We start from the raw sequence: 19511 nt of genomic DNA on the forward strand, positions 1-19511 counted from the left end.
GCCTCACGAGCGGCGGGGCTCGTCCTCGCCGTCCGCCCCTTCGAGCGCCCGGATCTCTTCCTGAACGAGCTTCTGCACCCGGTGCTTCGCGAGGTACACCTGCGACACCCGGATGCCGACCTGGTCCGCCACCGTTTGCGGGGCCACGCCGTCGAGCGCCGACAGCTTGAACGCCAGCCAGGTGTTCTCGGCCACCCGCTCGCGGGCGCGCACCAGTGCCATTTCCAGCAGCTCCCGGTCGAACGTCGCTTCGACCCGGGCGGCGAGGTCCTCCCGCGCCTCGACCGACTGGAGCTGGTCGAGGACGCTGGTGTCGCCGCTCCCGCGGGTCCGGTACCCGGCCTCCGTGACGAAGTCGTGCCAGGCGTGGTGCGTCAGCGTCTTGAGCCACCCGCGGAAGCTCTTCGCCGGGTCGTACTTGAACTGCGGGAGCTTCTTCGTGAGCCGCATCAGGACGTTCTGCGCCACGTCCTGGGCATCGGCCTCCTGGAGCCCCCAGTGCAGCAGCCACCCGCGGATGGCGGGGCTGTAGGTGCGGAAGAACTCGCCCCACGAGAGCTGGTCCGCCGGGTTCTGGTGGAGCCGGTGGAGCAGCGTCACGCGCGTCGTGTCGGCGGAGTCGGCGCTCATACCAGCGCTCCCGGGCGATGAGTACACGCGAAAAGGCCCGAATCATTCTAACGACTCGCCCGCGCACCCGAAAGGGCCGCGGCCCGCGCCGGCTTCTTTCGGTCCGGCGTTCTCGCTACACTGGACTCACCCACCACCCCGCCCGCGCCGGTGCGCCGGAACCGTTCCCATGTACGACCCCGCAGAACCCGCGCCCGCGCTCGGCGGCGCCGCCCTCGACAAACTCGCCGCGACCCTCACGGCCGACGGCCCGGCCGCCGCGGCCGACGAGCTGATCGCCGCGCTGCGCGCCGCCGAGGACTTCCAGGGGCTGTTCTACGCGCTGCTGATGAAAGCGCGCATCGGGCTCGGCGTGTCCCCGTTCCCGACCGGCGCGGCGGGCGACCTCCCGGCGCACACCCACGCGCCCTACGAGGACGCCATCCGCGCCGCCGCGCGCCACGTGGGCGGGCTGCTCCTGGAGCGCAAGGAGTTCTCGAAGGCGTGGGCGTTCTTCCGCATGCTCGACGAGCCCGAGCCGGTGCGCGCGGCGCTGGCCGCCTACGCCCCCGGGCCGGACGACGACGTGTACCCGGTCATCGAGGTGGCGTGGCAGGGCGGGGTGCTGCCGAAGAAGGGGTTCGACCTCGTGCTCGACCGGCACGGCATCTGTTCGGCCATCACGATGGTGAGCGGGTCCGACCTGGGCGCGAACGCGGACCTGCGCGACTACTGCGTCGCGCGGCTGGCGACGGCGCTGCACGCCCAGCTCACCGAGCGCCTCACCAGCGACCTGACGGCGCGGGGCGTGGCGCTCGCCGAACCGCTCCCGGTGGCGCGGCTGGTCGAACTGCACCCGGACCTGTTCGCCGAGGACGCGTACCACATCGACACGTCGCACCTGTCGAGCGTGGTGCAGATGAGCACGCACCTCGCGCCCGGCCCGGCGCTCGACTGCGCCCGCGGGCTGTGCGCCTACGGGCGCAAGCTCGCGCCGAACCTTCAGGGGCACAACGACGCGCCGTTCGAGGAGAACTACGACGACTACCTCGCGTACCTCAACGTGATCGCGGGCGAGCAGGTGGAGGAGGGCCTGGCGCGGTTCGCGGCCAAGGCCGCGCGCGAGGCGGCCGAGGGGGCGACCTACGCGGCGCAGGTGTACGTGAACCTGCTCCTCAAAACGGGCCGCTCACGCGACGCGCTCGACGCCGCGAAACGGTTCCTGCTCGCGGAGGACGACCGCAACCTGATCTGCCCCGGGGTGAACGAGCTGGCGCGCCGGGCCGGCGATTACGGCGCGCTCGCGGACGCGGCGAAGGCCCGCGGCGACTCGGTCGGGTTCCTCGCGAGCCTGATCGCCGCAAGGGGGGCTTGAGAACGGGTAGCGGGTGGAATGGGCGGATGCGTGCGGCACCGTTTCAGCCCATGCGCGCCTCGTGCTCACGAAGACAAGTTTTGACAGGATCAAATAGACGGGATAAAGACAGATTGGTTTGAGGCCCTGTCTATCCTGTCAAAATCTTCTGGCCCCATATCGAGTGTTGGTGCTCCCCGCCTCGGGCAGCAGTGATATCCCATGCGGGGTCCATTCCGCCACACGTTCCAATACGCGATCCGGCGGCGTGTGCCTGTTTCTTGTGGCACAGACAGCAGCCAAAACAGGCACCCACCGCCGGACTGTGAACAGATCACTTGCCTGCGGGGCGCGGGGCCGGAGCCACCGGAAGCGAGGGCACCCCGGCGAGTTTGCGGACCGCGGACTCGCTCAGCACCTCCGCGAACACGCACACCTCATCGACCGCGAAGTTCAGCACGTCATCGAGAACGATAACGCTACCCGGCACAGGCGGGCCGCCCGGCCCGACGATCCCACCCGGTACGACGGGGCGTTTCACCGGTGGAATACCCAGGGCCAGCGGACAGAACGCCGCCGTCCGATCCGGTCCGCCGGCCCCGACGGACCGGCCCACCTGCTTGCCGTCCACGTAGAAGGTCGTTTGCTCGCCGCGCCGGGGCGCCGCGACCTCCTCGCGCGTGACCGCGACGTGGTGCCAGCGGCCGTCCGCGATCGAGGGCGCGGAGAGTTTGGCGAACCGCTCCGGCAGGTTATCGATCTCTTGCACATACGTCAGCGTCCCGGTAACGCGCACCGAGAGCGTGTCCCAGCGCACTTTACCCTGGCACCCGAACCGGAACACCTCAATGTCCGGGGCCGTGGTCTTCACCCACGCCGAAACGGTGAGCGCCGACCCGCGCGTGAGCGTCCCGACCGGTGGCAGCGCGATCAGATCCGCTCGGGTGCCGGGCGGCAGGTAGAGGGCGGTGCCGCTCGGCCCTTCGGCGAAGACGGCGCCGGCCGGCACGGGGAACCGCTTGCCGTCCGGCGCCGCGGTGACGCGCTGCTCGGCGGTGCCGTCGAACGTGAGCCGCAGCGCCGGCTCGGCGGGCAGTTCCGGCGGGCGCCCGGTGTACCGCCCCGGGCCGGACACGAACGTCGCGAACCGCCTCTCGCGCTCCCCGATCGCAAGGGCCGCCGCCGCGGCCCCTTCGGCCCCGGTCCGCACGGCCTTGAGGGTCTCGGTCGCAGCCCGCTGGGCCACCTCTCCCAGGTCGATGGTGGTTTCGGTACTCAGTTCGCCAGCGGCGCCGATGTCGCGCTGCCGACGAGCGGCGGCCTCGATCGCGCGGAACACCTCGCGCCGCTCGCCCTCGGCCGCGGCGAACGTTTCGCGCACCGCCGCCAAGCTCCCGTCCCGTGCCTCCTCCAGCTCACGCGCCCGGGCCGCGCGCTCGGCGGCGGCCACACGCGCCTGCTCGGCGTCGATCCGCTTCTGCCCCGCCGCTTTCAGCGCCGGGTCGGTGATCTCGAACGAGTCCAGGAACCGGCGCACGTTGGCGTTGCCCGGTTGAGTGAACTTGCCCCCGGCCACCAGCACGTACACCCGGCCCTCGGCGACGACGACGCGCACCCCGTAGTGCCCGCCGCCCTGGCCACTGAACTCCACCTCGCGGCCCGGGAACCCGTTCACCGTGATGTCTTTCTGGCTCACGATCGACCGCACCTCGCCGCTGGTCTTCATCGCCTGAACCGCCGCGTCGATGCGATCCTTGTCGCTCAGCAGTTGGCGCTCTTGCGGGGAGATGTTGCCGTAAACGATCGCGTACTCCTCGAGCGCCCGGAACAGGATGGTGCCCTCCGTGGTCATGTTCGGATCGGGGTTGTTCCCGGCGATCTGGTCCATGTCCTTGCGGGGCGCGGCCGGCAGTTCCACCTTGAACCCGCCGTTTTCGGACCGGTGGTCGCGCCACTTCGCCCCCGGGACCGCCACGTACAGCCCGCCGCAGCACAGGCAAACCAGTAACGCACCCAACCCGCCCACGAGGGCCAACCAGAACAGCGGGCCGCGCCCGGGCGGGGGCGGCGGCCGGCGCCGACGGCGCGGGCGGTCGGGGTCCCGATCCGGTTCACGGTCGCTGTCAGTACGAACGCGGGCGCGGGGGCGGGGGCGGGACACCGGCACAGCCGCCGCCAGCGGCGCCGGAGTGCCCCCGAACGGGTCGTCCGGACTCGGGGCCGCCGCAGAGGGCTCCGGGAACCCGTCCGCCGCCGCGTTCGCGGCTGCCGCGTCGGGCACCCGAAGCGTGGTCAAGCACTCGCCGCACCGGATCAACCGGCCGGCGGAGTCGTCGTCCACGCGCAGCGTACCGCTACAGGTCGGGCAGGCGAACTCGATCGACATCGATGGGACCTCGTGCGGTGGCGCGCGGACAGGTTACATCTTACCGTTTGGCACGGGCGACGGGCCACCGAATTGGGCCGGCTTCGCCGGGCGGGCACGGCCCCCGCCCCAACCCGCCGCCGCTGCGGCTTCGTTGTTGAGCGCCGGCGCGGCCGCGCGTACCATGAAGGTGTACGATCCACGGACGCGGGGCCGCGCATGTCACGCCTCACACTCGCTCTCGCCGTCGCGCTCGGTTCCCACGCCTTTGCACGGGGGGCCGAGGCCACGGGCACGCTGTCCGTGCCGGCGGACCCCGAGAAGACGCCGATCGCCGAGGGGTACCGCTTCCAGCAGCCGTACCAGGGCACGTTTCGGCTCTCCGACCGCTACCACCTCCGCCACAGCGGCGTCACCGTTTACGACCTCACGTTCCCGTCCCCCCTCCCGTCGGACGTGCCCGAGAACAACACCGTTTACGCGGAGTACTTCGTCCCCGCCGCGGCGGGCAAGTTCCCCGCGGTCGTGGTGCTCGACATCATGCAGGGGAACCAGCGCATCGCCCGCGGCGAGGCGATGTGGCTCGCCCAGAACGGCGTCGCGGCGCTCGTGGTCGTCCTCCCGCACTACAACCAGCGCCGCGCCCCCGACAGCAAGGCGAAGCTCGTATCGACCAACATCCCGCGCACGCTCACGGGCATCCGGCAGGGCGTGATGGACTGCCGGTGCGCGCTCGCGTGGCTCGCGGGGCGCGACGAGGTCGACGCCGACCGGCTCGGCATGGTGGGCACGAGCCTCGGCAGCTTCCTCACCGCGCTCACGTCGGCCAACGAGCCGCGGGTGAAGAACGTGTGCATGGTGCTGGGCGGCGGCGGGCTGGTGGACGCGTACTACGACCACCCGAAAGGCCAGGACGTGCGCAAGGCGCTCGACGCGGTCGGCGGGAAGGGCCTCGTGAAGCGGCTCATCGCCCCGGTCGATCCGCTCACCTACGCGCCCCGGCTGAAGGACAAGAACCTCCTCATGATCGCCGCAACGAACGATGACGTGGTCCCCGCGAAGGCCGCGACCGCGCTGTGGGAGGCGACCGGTAAACAGCGGATCGTGTGGCTCGAGGCCGGGCACGTCAGCGCCGGGCTGTACTCGATGTCGATCCTCCGCGAGCTGCGCGGTCACTTCCAGACCAAATAGCTCGACGGAGTGCGGGGCGCGTTCTGCGGACGAGGTGCGGGCGCGAGCAGGCGGTACCGCTCCGGAGAAAAAGCCATCGTTGATCGACTCTCACACGCCGAGCCGTCACTCGTTAACCGGATTTGAGTCGTTTCAAGTTCGCACCTCGGAACGGTGCGCTGGTTTTGAGTGTGGTCCGCTCACTCCGTGAGCGGTCGCTCGGCGCCTCGGAGGCGCGTTGCACACAACGACGGAGCCGATGATACCGGAGCGGATCGGGTACGCAGAGCAGCCGCTCACGGGGTGAGCGGACCACACTCAACGGCCAGAACGGTGGTGCGAGCTGGAAACCACTGGATTCGGTGTCACCCCAGCAGTTCCTTCACGACGTGCCCGTGAACGTCGGTGAGCCGGAAGTCGCGGCCGGCGTACTTGAAGGTCAGCTTCTCGTGGTTCAGCCCGAGCTGGTGCAGGATCGTCGCGTGCAGGTCGTGCATGTGGACCTTGTCGGTCACCGCCTGCGCGCCGAACTCGTCGGTCGCGCCGAACGAGAGCCCCGGCTTGAACCCGCCGCCGGCGAGCCACACCGTGAACCCGCCCGGGTTGTGGTCGCGACCCGTGCCGTTCTTCTCCGCGTAGGGCGTCCGCCCGAACTCCCCGCCCCACCACACGATCGTGTCTTCGAGTAGCCCCCGGCGCTTCAGGTCCGCGAGCAACCCCGCGATCGGTCGATCGACGGCGCGGGCGTGATCGCCGTGCTTCGGCAGGTTCGAGTGCTGATCCCACGCCGGGTTGGCCGAGTTGTCGCCGTAGGTCACCTGCACGAACCGGACCCCGGCCTCGCTCAGCCGCCGCGCCATCAGGCACTGCTTGCCGAAGTTGTCGGTCTCCTTCGCGCCGACCCCGTACAGCTTGTGCGTCTCCTTCGTTTCCTTGCTGATGTCCATCACGTCCGGGGCGTTCTTCTGCATCCGCCACGCCAGCTCGTAGGACGCGGCGACCGCCTCCAGTTCGGCGTCGCCGGGCCTCTGCTTCAGTTGTTCGGCGTTGAGTTCGCGGAGCAGGTTGAAGTGTTCTTCGGCCGCGGTCGGCGACAGCCCGGGCACCAGGTTGCGGATCGTCGCCTCGCTGGCGGGGGCGCCGGCCCGCCCCACCGGCGTGCCCTGGTAGATCGCGGGGATGAAGGCGTTGCCGTAGTTTCGCGCGCCGCCGTTGCCGGCGGACGGCGCGATGCTCACGAACCCCGGCAGGTTGGCGTTCTCGCTGCCCAGCCCGTACAGCACCCACGAGCCCATGCTCGGGCGCACGAAGTTCGTCGAGCCGCAGTGCAGGAACAGCGTCGCCGGCCCGTGCGCCACCCCCTCCGTGCGCATCGAGTGGACGAAGCACAGGTCGTCGATCACCTCGTTCACCGCGGGGAACAGGTCGGACGCCCACTTCCCGGTTCGGCCGCGCGGGGCGAACTTCCACAGCGGCTTCATCACCCGCTGCGTGCTGCCGCGCATCCCGGTGTTCGCGATCACCCGGGCGTCGTCGAACTTGATCTGCTTGCCGTCCTCCTTATCGAGGACCGGCTTGTAATCGTAGGAATCGACGTGCGACACCCCGCCCTGCATGAACAGGAAGATCACCCGCTTCGCCCGGGCCGGGTGGTGCCCGGCCTTCGGAGCCAGCGGGTTGATGACCGGGGCCGCGGCGCGGGACTCCTGGGCCGCGAGCCCGGCAAGGGCCATCGCGCCGAAGCCGCAGCCGGTGCGGCTCAGCCATTCGCGACGGGAGAAGGTCGGCAGCATCTCGGCTCTCACGCGGAGTGGGAATGGCAGCGGAAGTCAAAGAGTTTTTGACAGGATCAACAGGATAGACAGGATCGAATTCAACAATATCTTCCTTCTTATCCTGTCTATCCTGTTGATCCTGTCAAAAACTCTTCCTGCATTTTCAACAGGATCGAGTTCAACAATATATTTCTTATTACTCTATTGATTCTGTCAAAAACTCTTCCTGCATTAATTCACGTAGCGGAACTCGGCGGACGCAAACAGCGCGTGGAACACGGCGGCCCAGGCGTCCTTATCGGATTTGCCCTTGAGGAACCGCAGTGCAACATCGCGCTCGCCGTCGGTCGGGACGCGGCCGAGCGCGAGCCGGTACGCGCGGGTGGCACGGGCGGTGTCGTCCGCGTGTGATTCGCCGAGGAGCCGCGCCGCGGCGGCCTTCGACTGTTCCAGTACGAACGGGTGGTTCATCATGAACAGCGCTTGCGGGGCGACGGTCCCGGTGTTGCGCTGGCCCGTCACCGTACTCGGGTCGGCGGCGTCGAACGCTTCGAGCATCTCCGGAAACGCGTTGCGGAACTGCGGGAGGTACACGCTGCGGCGCAGCGAGTTCGCTTTGAATGCATAGTCGGCCGCCAGCGCAGCCGGGAACGTTTGCCCGCCGCGGGCCGGGTCGAGTTGGCCGCTCACCGCCAGAACGGTGTCCCGGATCGCTTCGGCTTCGAGTCGCCGCCGGTTCGCGCGACCGTACAGACGGTTCTCCGGGTCGGCTGCGGCGGTGGCGGCGTCACCGGTCGTACTCTGGCGGTACGTGCGGCTCAGCACGATGTATCGCACCAACTCCTTGACGCTCCACGTGCCCTGGAACTTGGCTGCGAGGTGGTCGAGCAGTTCCGGGTTCGACGGCACTTCCCCCGTCACGCCGAAGTTGTCCACGGTCCGCACGAGCCCCGCGCCGAACAGCCAGTGCCACGCCCGGTTCGTGTACACTCGCGCCGTGAGCGGGTTGTCCCTTGAGGCGATCCACTCCGCGAGTTCCTTGCGCCCGCTCTGGGCCTTGGGAACGACAGGCGGGGTGCCGTGCAGGGCCACCGAGAGGAACCCGCGCGGCGCCGGCTCGCCGAGGTTGTGGACGTTACCGCGAACGTGAACCTTTGTGTCCTCGATCGCCTTCTCTTCGATGACCGACATCGTCAGGTCGCGCTTCGGGCCACTGTCCTGAAGCTTCTTCAGTTCCGCCTCGAGCGCCTTCACGTCATCGGCAGGGCTCTTCGGGACCGGCTTATCGTCCTTCCCCTGCTCCTTCTTGTCGAGCGGCAGGAACACCACCGCGTCCGGGCAGACGTGCCCCTTCGTGTCCTCGTTCGACACGAGGACGTAGGCCAGTCCGCCCTTCTCGAACCGGAACTCGCCGAGCGAGACGTACCGGCCTTCGATCGGCGGCGCCTTCTTCATGTCCACGAACAGCTCTTTTTCGCCGTCCGCACTGTTGATGTGGACGGGCACCTTGTCGGCGCGGCTCGCGCCGCCGGAGTAGGCGAGCCGCACCTCATACTTGCCCGGCGGCAGGTTCTCGGGCTGGAAGGTCAGCGTCTTCTCGCCTTTGCCGGCGTTGCCGTCGTGAACGTATCCGGCACCGATGTAGGTCGCGTTGAACGTCGAAGCGGTCCACGCCCCGACCTTCTTCGCCTGCGCGTCGTCCACCACGACCCCGACCACGTCCTTGACCGCCAGCACGCCGCTCGCGACCTTCGGCCCGCCCTTCGCTTTTGCGGCGGCGATCTTGGTCTGGAGCGCGGCGACGGCGTTCTCGTGCCTCTTCAGCGCGGCTTCGGCTTCCGGCGTGGCGGGCAGCGGCACCTCCACCCACTTCGACACGTTAGCGTTCTCCAGCGCCTTCACGTTGCGGAGGATGCCGGCGAGGGCGTAGTAGTCCTTGGTGGGGATCGGGTCGAACTTGTGGTCGTGGCACCGCGCGCAGGTGACGGTCTGCGCCAGGAACCCCTTTGTGATAACGTCAAGCTGCTCGTCCACCACGTCCATTCGGAGTTGCTTCTTGTCCTGCTCTTCGAGGTTCGTGTTGCCGAGTTGCAGGAACGTCGTGGCGATCAGGTTGCGGGTCCGGTCGGCGCTGTCGGTGGCGGGAAGGAGGTCGCCCGCCAGTTGCTCGCGCACGAACCGGTCGAAGGGCTTATCGGCGTTGAAGCTGTCGATGACGTAGTCGCGGTAGCGCCAGGCCTCCTTGAACACGAGCCCGCGGAGGGTGACCGACTCGGCGTATCGCGCGATGTCGAGCCAGTGCCGGCCCCAGCGCTCGCCGAACTGCGGCGACGCGAGGAGCTTATCGACCAGCTTTTCGTAAGCGTCGGCGGTCTTCGCGTTGACGAACGCATCGACCTCTTCGGGCGCCGGAGGCAGCCCGGTGAGGTCGTAGTACAGTCGGCGGGCGAGGGTCGCGCGGTCGGCTTCTTTGGCGGGCTTGAGCCCCTTCTTTTCGAGCGCCGCAAGCACGAAGTTGTCGATCTCGTTGCGGACCTCGGCCTTATCGGCCCGCACGTCCGGCACCGCGGCCGGAGCGGGGAGCTTGTAGGCCCAGAACTTGCGCCCCTCTTCGAGGCTCAGCCCGATCTGCTTCTTGGGTGCGTCGGAGGCGCCGCGCGGGTCCGGAGCGCCCATCGCGATCCACTTCTCGAAGTCCTTGATGACGGCGTCCGGCAGTTTGCCCTTGGGCGGCATCTGGAGGTCGCCGTCGTACCTCATCGTCTTGAGCAGCAGGCTCTCGCCCGGCTTGCCAGCAACGACCGACGGCCCGCTGTCGCCCCCTTTGAGCAACCCGTCGCGCGAATCGACAAACAGGCTCCCCTTGAGCTTCTTGTTCTTCTCGGCGTCGGCGGAGTGACAGCTCGCGCAGTGCTGGGCGAGGACCGGCCGGATCTTCTTCTCGAAGAACTCGGTTTCGGCCGGCGTGAGTGGTTTGGGCGGGTCGGACGCCGCGAGCGGCACGGCGGGAACCAGCGCCGCGAGCAGCACGACTGGAGAGAGAGCAGCGAATCGCATCGCGAACACCGTGCAGCGGGAGGTTCTGCTGGAAGCGAGAGCGCGAACCGGAGGTCACCTCAGTATCGCCGATCCGTCCCCCGAACGCATCAGGAATCCTTCGTTCTGAGTTCGGATTACGGGTGCGGGCCGGCGCCCCACGAACCACCGATCGAGTACGGTGCTTTTGAGGGCGTGGCACCGAACAACGTTCCGCGCGAATCACTCATATCGGGAACGGTTCAAGAATCCGACACAATTCTCCGGAAACCGACCCGCGGTGCCGGCGTCTCCATTTGGCCCCGCTCCCTTCTCGGCAACCGACGTTCCCTTCTCGACCGACGGGTGGCATCAAAGATGCCAGCACTGGCGCGCCCGACGTGGAACCTGATCGGCCTACCGATCGCATTCATAAATGTCAGGCGCGAATGGGCGAATTCCTGACAAGGGGAAAACCATGTGCGCGCGCCGGCGGCACGACTTGAGCCGTACATGCCGGTTGAAACGCCGCGCTTTCAAACGTCGGCCGGATTGCTCTCGAAGATGCTTACGAGAGCCATTCCCGTTGAGCGCGCCCCCGGCTAGTATTCAGGTCGGGTCGGAACCGATTCGGGGCAGGAGCCGCTGCGTCGCCGCCCAGAGACCCACAGACCAGTCATGACCGAAACCGTCTTCAACTTGCTAGACCAGATCGGCGCCTTGCCGACCTGGTCGAAAATGCTGATGCTGGCTGCGGTGATGCCCGCGGCCTTCACGCTGCTGGAGCGCCTGTTTCCGGCTCATCCGGCGCAACAGGTCCCGCGGCGCGCGCTGCTGCTGAACGTGACGTACTGGTTCATCAACCCGCTGGTGATCCAGATCGTCTCGAAGCTCGCGGTGTGTCTGATCGGGCTGGCCGCGTGCGCCGCCCTGGGCTGGCCGCTCGACGAAAGTGTCCTCGACGGGTTCGGACCGCTCGGGCGCCAGCCGCTGTGGCTCCAGACGATCGAGATCCTGGTGCTCGCCGACTTCGTGGACTACTGGACGCACCGCTGGTTCCACGTGTCGCGGGCGTGGCGGTTCCACGCGATCCACCACAGCCCGGAGCACATGAACTGGCTCGCGTCGGCCCGGATGCACCCGGTGAACGACTTCATCACCCGGCTGTGCCAAGTGGTGCCAGTGGTACTGGTCGGCCTGTCGGCCAAGGCGATCCTGATCGTGGTGCCGGTGCTGGTGTTCTTCGTGATCGTGCTGCACTCGAACCTGAACTGGGACTACGGGCCGTTCCGGTGGGTGATCGTCAGCCCGCGGTACCACCGCTGGCACCACACGCGGGACGAGGAGGGGCTGGACAAGAACTTCGCGGGCATGTTCCCGCTCTGGGACCTGCTGTTCGGTACCGCCCACTTCCCGAAACGTGAGCCGGTGCAGTTCGGGGTGAACCACGACCCGCCGCCCGAAACGCTCCTCGGCCAACTCGCGTACCCGTTCCGCCGGCTCAACACGCAGCACGAAGAGGCGACCGGGCACGAGGGTTCGCACCTACCGGGAACGGCGCCGCCCCCGCCGGCGTAGGGCTCCCGCGGCGGGGCGTCAGGAGCGGTTCTTCGGCCACCGCCACGACCATTGCCCGTTGGTGGTTCGGCCGGCACTCGCGCCACCGGGCACGTGAGGGTTCCGAACGCTACCCGGCGGGCGGCGGTTGTTCGAGGGCCGCCGCGATCCGCGCGCGGGCGGCATCGGATAACCCCGGCGTATCGGCCGGCACCTCTTCGGAGGCTGCGGCCGCGCACTCGGCGTGGAGCCGCGTCAACTGGCGCCGGAACCGGCGGCACGGGCCGCAGAAGAGCGTGTGGACCCAGAGGTCGAGCCGTTCCGGCGCGGGCAGCGGCTCGTCGAGCGCGCGGGAAATGGCTTCGGCGGCCTGTCGGCAGATCACGGTTCGTCTCCCTCTTGCGGCTCCTCGCCGAACCAGTTCTTGGACAGGCACCACCACATCCGCAGCCGCCCGCGGTGCAACAGCACCCACAGGTTCGAGGGCGTCAGCCCCAACTCGCGGCACACCTCGCCGGCGGCCGCCTCGTCGAGGTAGCGCAGGGCGAAGGCCGTGTGCATCCGCTCCGGGAGCTTGCCCAGGCACGCCCGGAACGTGGCCCAGAACTCCGCGCGGTCGAGCGGCTCGACCGCGCCCCACAGGCCGGGGGGCGTCTTCCACCCGCCGCGGCGGTCGAACAGGTCGTCGGCGAACCGGTCCGCGGCCCCGTCCGCCTCGCGGAGTTGTTCGCGCACCCGCTTGCGGAGCCAGTCGACCGCCTTGCGCTTCAGAATGGCCGTCAGCCAGGTGCGCTCCGACGACCGGCCGTCGAACTCGGCCCGGTTCCGCCACGCGGCCAGCAGCGCCTCCTGAACCAGATCTTCGGCCGCCTCGGCCCGCCGCACCCGGGCCAGCGCGAACCGGTACAGGTAGTCCCCGTACCGCTCGAACCACGTGCCCGGGTCCGCGCCCGGCAGGCGGTCCTCAGCGGTCGGGTCGGTCGTTGGGGTCATGCGCCGGTTCTCGTCGGGACAGCGGGCCGTCAGACGTGTGTCGTGCGCCGGCCCCGGACCTTACACCCGCGCCTTCGGCCGCCGAGAAATTTCCCCGCGGGCGGCGTAAGGGACCGCCGGGGCGAGCGACTGACCCCGCGAACGACCGGGTGCGACCGCCCGGTCCGCCGGTCGCCCGTGCGTTCGAAAGGACCTCTGATGATGAGCTGGCTCCGCACCCGCAGCGAAACGGTTCCCGCCCCCCGCCCCCGGCTCGGCCTGGAAGCGCTCGACGCGCGGGACGTTCCCGCCGCCCTCGGCTCCGGCGCGCTCGCCCACCCCGGCGGGACCGCCGCGGCGGTCGTTTACACCGAGACCAACAACCCGCAGGACGGCCAGAACGCGGTGCTGGCGTTCGCCCGGGACGCCCGCACCGGCGCGCTGACGCAGATCGGGACGTTCGCGACCGGGGGCACCGGGCAGTTGAACGTGCCCAAGCTCGTCGGCCCGGACGACGGCGACCAGCAGGTGCAAGCCACCGCCGACGGCCGGTTCCTGTTCGCGGTGAACCAGGGGAGCGACAGCGTAACCGCGTTCCGCGTTCTCGACAACGGCGGGCTGCACCGGGTCGGGACGTTCGCGTCCGGCGGCGACCAGCCCGACAGCATCGGCATCGCGGGGAACACGCTCTACGTCGCGAACCGCGGCGACGCCGGCCAGGGGCACCCCGGAACGACCGCCCCGAGCGTGGTCGCGTTCAACATCGGCCGCGACGGCGCGCTCGTCGCCATTCCGAACTCGACGGTCACCTTCCCGGTCGGGACGTTCGTCACGCAGGCCCTCGTCTCGCCGGACGGCCGGTTCCTCTTCGTCGAGGCCGCGACGCTGGCCGGCACGCCCGGCGGGAACACGGTGAACACGTTCCGGATCGGCGCCGACGGGCGCCTCACCGCCGCCCCCGGCGGCCCGGCGAGCGCCAGCGCGAACGCGCCCGTTCTGCTGGGCGCGGCGGCGCACCCGACCCGGAACATCGTCTACACCGGGTTCGCGTCGTCCGGCCAGGTCGGGGTGTTCACCTACGACGAGACCGGGCGCACGAACTTCGTCGGCCCGGCGGAGGGCAGCGGCGCGGCCCCGTGCTGGTGTACCATCAGCGCGGACGGCCGGGTGCTGTATGTGGCGAACACGGCCACCGACTCGGTGAGCGTGTTTTCGCTGGCCGACCCGTTGCACCCGGTCCAGATCCAGGAGCTGCCGCTCGGCGGCCCGCGCGGGGCCACCGCGGCCGGGCGCCCCGTTACCAACGCGTTCGAGATCGCGCTCGACCCGACCGGCCGGTTCCTGTACGCCGTCACCCAGTCCACCGACCCGGCGTTCCCGCAGGGGAATCAACTGCACACGCTGAGGGTCGCGCGCGACGGCACCCTGAGCGAACCGCTCGCGCCGGTGATCTTCGAGCTGAAAGACGTGCCGGCCAACGCCCACCCTCAAGGGGTGGAGGTGGTGCAGCTCCGCGGCGGCCGGTCGAACGAGCGCGACCACCGCGTGTACGTCCGCAGCGAGCCGTTCGACGGCGACGGGCTGGGGCACTTCGAGGACGCGCTGAAACGGTTCCGCGGCCGGTTCGGGCGCTGACCGCCCCAGCCGTTCCGGGCGGCGTCCCGACCCCGAAGACGCCGCGGGGCGCCTCGCCCTCGGCCCTCACCACAGTTTGCGATCGGTTCGCGTGTCGGCGATCAGCGCCGGGAAATTGACGCCCTCGCGCCGGTCGTTCGCGTGGACCGAATACACGCGGTGGACGCGGTACCCCGTCTGCCGCACGAACCCGATGAGCCGCTCGCAGGACTGTAGCCGCGCCGGCACCGGAACGCTTTCGTTGACGGTGCGGACCGTGTTCAGCTCCCAGTCGCCGGTACAGGCGGCGCCGCGGAACAGCACCACGGTATCGGTCCAACTGTGTTTCGGCGCGTGGACGAGGTGGAGCGGCTCGCCGCCGACCGACAGTTCGCACTCGTGGTCGAAGTACCGCACCCCGGGGCGACCGTCGGTCAACTTGTGGAACCCGCTCTGGAGCACCGGTTCGGCGCCCGGGAACCGCTGGCGCAGCGCGTCGAAGGTGCGGGTGCTGAAGTGGTCGGCGTGGGTGTGCGTGCAGAGCAGGAACCGCACACGCACGCCGAGTTGAGCCGCCGCGCGTTCGACATCAGCCGCCGGGTCCGGCCCGAACCCGATCCCGGCAATGTTGGTGGGCGGTTGTTCCAGAACCGCGGCCTCGCCGTTGTGGGCGAGCAGCCAGACGCCCGTTTGCAGCCAGTTGTACCGCCCGACCAAGTACACGCCGTCGAACCAGCGGTCCATACGCACCCTCCGTTCGCGCCCGCTGAACCATACCAAACGACGCGCGGGAGGCTTTCGCCCCCGCGCACCCAGTTCGATCGATCGGTAGTCGTGTCGGCGCCGGAGCGCGGGCCTCCGGCCCGCCGAGCGTCAACTTCGAGAGCGCGTCACGGAGCAGTCGCAAAGCTGGAGTGAACGACCTATCTCAAGCGGGCCAGAGGCCCGCGCTCCGGCGCCGGCTTCTGGCCCGCTTGAGTTTTCTGCGGCACCGGAGTGCTCAGCCGACGGTCTTCTCGATCACCTTGCCTTCACGGAAGAGCTGCATGGGGCGGCCAGTCGCGGTTTGCAGTTCGGTCGCCGGATCGACGCCGAGGTTGCGGAAGATGGTCGCGGCGACATCGTCCGGAGTGACCGGCTCGGTCGCCGGGGCCATGCCGCTGGCGTCGGTGCTGCCGTGGACGTAGCCCCGCTTGAACCCGCCGCCGGCCAGCACGCACGCCATCGACCGCGCCCAGTGGTCGCGGCCGGTGTTCTTGTTCACCTTCGGCGTGCGGCCGAACTCGCCGGCGCACATCACCACGGTGCTGTCGAGCAGCCCGCGGTCGTCCAGGTCTTTGATGAGCGCCGACAGCACCTGATCCGTGGTCGGGGCGAGCCGGGTCTTGTGGGCGTTGAACGTCTGGCTGTGGGTGTCCCAGCCGCCGAAGGTCACGGTGGAGAACCGCACCCCGGCCTCCACCAGCCGCCGGGCCGCAAGCGCACCCTGGCCGAACGGCGTGGCGCCGTACAGTTCGCGGGTGGCCGGTTTCTCGGCGGTCAGGTCGAGGGCCTTGCGGGTCTTATCGCTCTTGAGGATCTCCAGCGCCTGCTGGTGGAACGTGTCGAGCCCGTCCACGAGGTCGTTCGACCGGTCGAGGCCGGCGAAGCCGGTGTCGAACTTGCGGAGCAGCGCGTCGCGCTTCTCCAGGTCTTCGAGGGTGAACGTGCCCTTGAGCGTGAGCCCGCGGACGCTGAACCCACCCCCCGCCGCCTTGCCCTCGCCGCGCGTCGGTGCGCTCCCCTCGATCACGAACGGGTTGTACCCGGTGCCCAGGTACCCCGCGAGGCCGGCGGTGCCGTTGCGGATGTCGCCGAACGTGACGTACGGCGGCACCCCCACTTCGGTCTTGAGCATCCGCGCCGCGACCGAGCCCATCGACGGGTACTGGAGGGCGGCGGTCGGCTTGTTCCCGGTGGTCATGAACACCGTCGCCGGGCTGTGGCTCGGGATGGTGTGGTACAGGGAGCGGACGATGGTGAGCTTGTTCGCGACCTGCGCCATTTTCGGAAACGTTTCGGCCACCTGGACGCCGGTGACGGCGGTGTCGATGGACTTGAACTCGCCGCGGATGCCCTCCGGCGCGTCCGGCTTGTTGTCCCACATGTCGATGGTGGCCGGCCCGCCGGCGAGCCACAGCAAGATGACGCTCTTGGCCTTCTTCCCGGAGCCGATCTCGTTCGCGGCCTTCGCCTTCGCTTCCGAAGCGAGTACGCCCGGGAGGGTGAGGCCGAGGAACCCGGCCGACCCGATGGTCAGCACGTCCCGGCGGTGGAAGCCTTCGCAGTCGGTCCGCACGTTCGACATGGCAGCGCTCCGTTTGAAGGTGGGGAAGCGGTCGGGTGAATCAGCTCGCGCGCCGGTCACCAGCCGGGGGCGGCCCGGCGCCGGCGTGGCGGGCGGTCAGTGGTTCAGGATGAACTCGCGGGTGTTCACGAGCGCCCACACGAGATCGGTGACGCCTTCGGTGCGGTTCTTTGCGCCCTTCAGGTGCTCCAGGCCGTCGGCTTTTTCTTTCGTCGTCGGCAGCCGCGACAGCGTGGACAGGAACGCCTCGTCCACAATTTCCTCGGGGCTCAGCTTACTCTTGGCGAGCTTCGCGACGCGGCCGGTGCCGCTCGTGAACTTCGCCAGAACGGCGGCGTCGGTCATGCGGAACAGGGTCTGTGGCAGGGCCGGCTCCATCGCCCGCTCGCAGTCGCACGCGGTGGTGCGCGGCGGGCGGCCGAAGATGCGCAGGGCGTAAGACACGGTGCTCGCCAGTCGGCTCGACCCGACCTCGACCATCTTCAGCCCGGCGAACTCGGCGTCCGCGCCGCCGAACGTCTCGTCCACGCCCAGAGCGGCGTTCAGCACGTCCACCACCTGTTCGGCCATCAGCGGCCGGACGTAGGCGTGTGAGAAGTTGTTCTTGTCGAACCTGTTGCTCTCGTTCGGCGCGTAGCTGAGTTGGTAGGTGCGACTCAGGAGCACCGTCCGTTCCAGTTTGCGGATGTCGAACGTGCTCGCGACGAAGTCCTTCGCGAGCGCGTCGAGCAGCCGGGCGTTGACCGGCGGGTTCGCGAGCGAGAAGTCGTCCACCGGGTTCACGAGGCCCACGCCGAAGTAGTGCGCCCAGACCCGGTTCACGAAGCTCTTGGCGAAGAACGGGTTCTCCGGCCCCGTGAGCCAGTCGGCGAGTTCGGCCCGCGGGTCGGCGCCGGCCTTCGTACCCACGGTGTCGCCGCCGAGGGTGCGCGGGAGCGGCACCTTGTTGGTCCCGGGGTTCGGCCGCCGCCGGGGGTTCGCCCCGCTGAACATCTCGCGCACGAGCAGGACGTTGTTGTTGTTGGCCTTCGGGGCGTTCTCCCGGCGCGCCGCGTTCTCGGCGTCGGCGAGCTTCTTCACCTCGGGGCTGCTGAACTGGTTCGCCTGGAAGGTGACCGTCGCGAACACGTTCGCGAACGCCCAGTACTCGTCCTGCGTCCACCGGTCGGTGGGGTGCTTGTGGCACTGGGCGCATTCCAGCCGCACGCCCAGGAACGCCGCCGCCACCTTTTCGCCCCACTGTTCAACCGGCACCTGCTGCTGGCGCCGCCAGAACAGGTCGAGGGTCTTCTTTTCGGGGTACTCGGTTTTCGCGCCCTTTGCGGACTGCTCGTCGATCTTCTTGACGAACGCGAGCCACTCCTGCGGGGTCATCCCGTCGCGGCTGTTGGCGGTGAGGATGTCGCGCACGATCTGGTCGTAGGGCACGTTGTCGGCGACCCGCTTGCGGAGCCAGTCGTGCCACATCTGCGACCGCTTCGGCTGCGTCTGCTGCGGCGCCTCCAGCGCCTGGGTGTTGTTCCCGGTAATGTCCGACAGCTTCGTCGCCCACACCGCGGCGTGGAGCGGGTCGGCGAGAAGCTGATCGATGATCTTCTCACGCTTTTTGGGGTCCTTGTCGGCAACGAACGCGCGGACCTGTTCCGGTGTGGGGAGTTGGGCGGTGGTGTCGATGGACACGCGGCGGAGGAACACTTCGTCCGAAGCCAGATCGCTCGGCACCACGTTCATCAGTTTCAGCTTCGCGAACACTTCGCGGTCAATGTAGTTGACTTCGGGCACCTTCGGGTACTCGGCCCGGGCCGGCGACGGGACCAGCACGCGGATGGCCTTCACGCTCCCGCGGTACAGCACGGTGAGCCCCGCGTCGCCCGGCTGCTTCGGCGTCAGCAGGCCCAGCGGCGAAACGGTCGCGATCGCGTCGTCGGTGATCCGGAAGTCGCAGAACGGCGTGATGTCCTCGGTGGTGCCGTCGGCGAACGTCGCGGTGACGGTCACCTGTGCGGACTTGGAGTCGCGCAGGAGGGCGAAGTCGCCCGGGGTGACGGTCAGATCCTTGATCTCGCCGCTGCCGGGCGTCCACTTGCCCCCGCCGCGAATCCACTCGCGGAACACGTTGTACACCCAGCCGTCCTTGCCGAACCGCATCCCGCCGTCGTGGGGCGTCTGCCCGGTGCCCTTCAGAAGAATGAGGCTCCCGTCGGGCTTCACGACGTTGATGCGCCGGCCCAAGTTGTCGCGCGTGAGGCCGGCGAAGTCCATCGCGGGCTCGTAGCCGAACAGCGACAGCCGGAACCCGTTCTTGCCCTGAAATGACCCGTGGCAGCTCCCGGCGTTGCACCCGACCTTCGAGACGAGCCCCATGATGTGCCGCTCGAAGTCGACCCGCTTCACCGCCCCGCCGGTCGGCAGGGCCACTTCGGCGGGGGCCGCGTCGCGGGCGTCCGCCCGGCTCACACCGGTCCCGGCGAGGCACGCGGCAACGGCGTAGAAGAAACGGCGGGAGAACATGGCGGCGTCTCGCGGGTATTCGTCGCAGCGCGGGCGGGAAGCCAGGCCGGTGGCGAGGGGGTCGGTACGATCTTCAACCGTTGCTCGTTCACGAGGTCTCGCGTGTCATTCAGTCTAAAACAAGAAACGTCCTCGCTTGGACGTTCCCACCTCCTGACCTTCCTGCTCACGCGGTCCGTCTGAGAGTACAGAAGCCCGGTGCGCAAAGCGGCAGACGCCAGG

General features: G+C 69.0%; 13 protein-coding genes. 4 read left to right on the forward strand and 9 right to left on the reverse strand.

All coding sequences use genetic code 11. The features are described 5' to 3' along the window. Window positions 1-3: 3 nt before the first annotated feature. Window positions 4-630: an RNA polymerase sigma factor gene (locus R5W23_RS18760; protein WP_261188149.1), complete on the reverse strand. Its 627-nt coding sequence runs from the start codon at window positions 628-630 to the stop codon at window positions 4-6. 169 nt (window positions 631-799) lie between these two features. Between R5W23_RS18760 and R5W23_RS18765 the strand changes: the two genes are divergently transcribed. Further along, window positions 800-1984, forward strand: coding sequence for a hypothetical protein (locus R5W23_RS18765; RefSeq protein WP_320687607.1), 1185 nt, complete (start codon window positions 800-802; stop codon window positions 1982-1984). A 313-nt stretch (window positions 1985-2297) separates the two neighbouring features. On the opposite strand, the gene R5W23_RS18770 is transcribed toward R5W23_RS18765, so the two are convergent. After that, window positions 2298-4349 (reverse strand): LamG domain-containing protein, encoded by a 2052-nt coding sequence (locus tag R5W23_RS18770; protein WP_320687608.1) that lies wholly within the window; start codon window positions 4347-4349, stop codon window positions 2298-2300. 198 nt (window positions 4350-4547) lie between these two features. Between R5W23_RS18770 and R5W23_RS18775 the strand changes: the two genes are divergently transcribed. After that, window positions 4548-5519 carry an alpha/beta hydrolase family protein gene (locus R5W23_RS18775; RefSeq protein ID WP_320687609.1) on the forward strand — a complete coding sequence of 324 codons (972 nt, stop codon included), beginning with the start codon at window positions 4548-4550 and terminating at the stop codon, window positions 5517-5519. Between the two features lie 344 nt (window positions 5520-5863). Here the strand turns inward: R5W23_RS18775 and R5W23_RS18780 are convergent, their stop codons facing one another. Continuing rightward, complete coding sequence (locus R5W23_RS18780; protein WP_320687610.1) at window positions 5864-7291, reverse strand: DUF1501 domain-containing protein; 1428 nt, start codon at window positions 7289-7291, stop codon at window positions 5864-5866. 213 nt (window positions 7292-7504) lie between these two features. After that, a complete protein-coding gene (locus tag R5W23_RS18785) occupies window positions 7505-10330 on the reverse strand; it encodes a DUF1553 domain-containing protein (protein ID WP_320687611.1) in 2826 nt (941 codons plus the stop codon). Between the two features lie 636 nt (window positions 10331-10966). On the opposite strand from R5W23_RS18785, the gene R5W23_RS18790 reads away from it, so the two are divergent. Continuing rightward, complete coding sequence (locus R5W23_RS18790) at window positions 10967-11866, forward strand: sterol desaturase family protein (RefSeq protein WP_261188143.1); 900 nt, start codon at window positions 10967-10969, stop codon at window positions 11864-11866. A 109-nt stretch (window positions 11867-11975) separates the two neighbouring features. Here R5W23_RS18790 and R5W23_RS18795 read toward each other — a convergent pair whose 3' ends face one another. Next, complete coding sequence (locus R5W23_RS18795) at window positions 11976-12230, reverse strand: anti-sigma factor family protein (RefSeq protein WP_320687612.1); 255 nt, start codon at window positions 12228-12230, stop codon at window positions 11976-11978. Further along, a complete protein-coding gene (locus R5W23_RS18800; RefSeq protein ID WP_320687613.1) occupies window positions 12227-12838 on the reverse strand; it encodes a sigma-70 family RNA polymerase sigma factor in 612 nt (203 codons plus the stop codon). The genes R5W23_RS18795 and R5W23_RS18800 overlap by 4 nt, the downstream gene beginning before the upstream one ends. 201 nt (window positions 12839-13039) lie before the next feature. Here R5W23_RS18800 and R5W23_RS18805 point away from each other — a divergent pair, with 201 nt between their 5' ends. Beyond that, a complete protein-coding gene (locus R5W23_RS18805; protein ID WP_320687614.1) occupies window positions 13040-14452 on the forward strand; it encodes a lactonase family protein in 1413 nt (470 codons plus the stop codon). Window positions 14453-14518: 66 nt separating this feature from the next. Here the strand turns inward: R5W23_RS18805 and R5W23_RS18810 are convergent, their stop codons facing one another. From R5W23_RS18810 to R5W23_RS18820, 3 genes are all read right to left on the reverse strand, one after another. Further along, on the reverse strand, window positions 14519-15175 hold the full coding sequence (locus R5W23_RS18810) for an MBL fold metallo-hydrolase (protein ID WP_320687615.1): 657 nt from the start codon (window positions 15173-15175) through the stop codon (window positions 14519-14521). Window positions 15176-15431: 256 nt separating this feature from the next. Then, window positions 15432-16778, reverse strand: coding sequence for a DUF1501 domain-containing protein (locus R5W23_RS18815; RefSeq protein ID WP_320687616.1), 1347 nt, complete (start codon window positions 16776-16778; stop codon window positions 15432-15434). Between the two features lie 96 nt (window positions 16779-16874). Beyond that, entirely contained in the window at window positions 16875-19289 is a 2415-nt protein-coding gene (locus tag R5W23_RS18820) for a DUF1549 and DUF1553 domain-containing protein (protein WP_320687617.1), read from the reverse strand. Between the last annotated feature and the right edge of the window lie 222 nt (window positions 19290-19511).

This window comes from Gemmata algarum (assembly GCF_034097035.1).
Taxonomy (GTDB): Bacteria; Planctomycetota; Planctomycetia; order Gemmatales; family Gemmataceae; genus Gemmata; species Gemmata algarum.

What these genes read in the sequence shown, in the direction of transcription:
- R5W23_RS18785 (WP_320687611.1), bottom strand. Translation starts at nt 10,330, where the DNA reads ATGCGATTCGCTGCTCTCTCTCCAGTCGTGCTGCTCGCGGCGCTGGTT.
- R5W23_RS18775 (WP_320687609.1), top strand. Translation starts at nt 4,548, where the DNA reads ATGTCACGCCTCACACTCGCTCTCGCCGTCGCGCTCGGTTCCCACGCC.
- R5W23_RS18800 (WP_320687613.1), bottom strand. Translation starts at nt 12,838, where the DNA reads ATGACCCCAACGACCGACCCGACCGCTGAGGACCGCCTGCCGGGCGCG.
- R5W23_RS18815 (WP_320687616.1), bottom strand. Translation starts at nt 16,778, where the DNA reads ATGTCGAACGTGCGGACCGACTGCGAAGGCTTCCACCGCCGGGACGTG.
- R5W23_RS18765 (WP_320687607.1), top strand. Translation starts at nt 800, where the DNA reads ATGTACGACCCCGCAGAACCCGCGCCCGCGCTCGGCGGCGCCGCCCTC.
- R5W23_RS18805 (WP_320687614.1), top strand. Translation starts at nt 13,040, where the DNA reads ATGAGCTGGCTCCGCACCCGCAGCGAAACGGTTCCCGCCCCCCGCCCC.
- R5W23_RS18810 (WP_320687615.1), bottom strand. Translation starts at nt 15,175, where the DNA reads ATGGACCGCTGGTTCGACGGCGTGTACTTGGTCGGGCGGTACAACTGG.
- R5W23_RS18820 (WP_320687617.1), bottom strand. Translation starts at nt 19,289, where the DNA reads ATGTTCTCCCGCCGTTTCTTCTACGCCGTTGCCGCGTGCCTCGCCGGG.
- R5W23_RS18790 (WP_261188143.1), top strand. Translation starts at nt 10,967, where the DNA reads ATGACCGAAACCGTCTTCAACTTGCTAGACCAGATCGGCGCCTTGCCG.
- R5W23_RS18780 (WP_320687610.1), bottom strand. Translation starts at nt 7,291, where the DNA reads ATGCTGCCGACCTTCTCCCGTCGCGAATGGCTGAGCCGCACCGGCTGC.
- R5W23_RS18770 (WP_320687608.1), bottom strand. Translation starts at nt 4,349, where the DNA reads ATGTCGATCGAGTTCGCCTGCCCGACCTGTAGCGGTACGCTGCGCGTG.
- R5W23_RS18760 (WP_261188149.1), bottom strand. Translation starts at nt 630, where the DNA reads ATGAGCGCCGACTCCGCCGACACGACGCGCGTGACGCTGCTCCACCGG.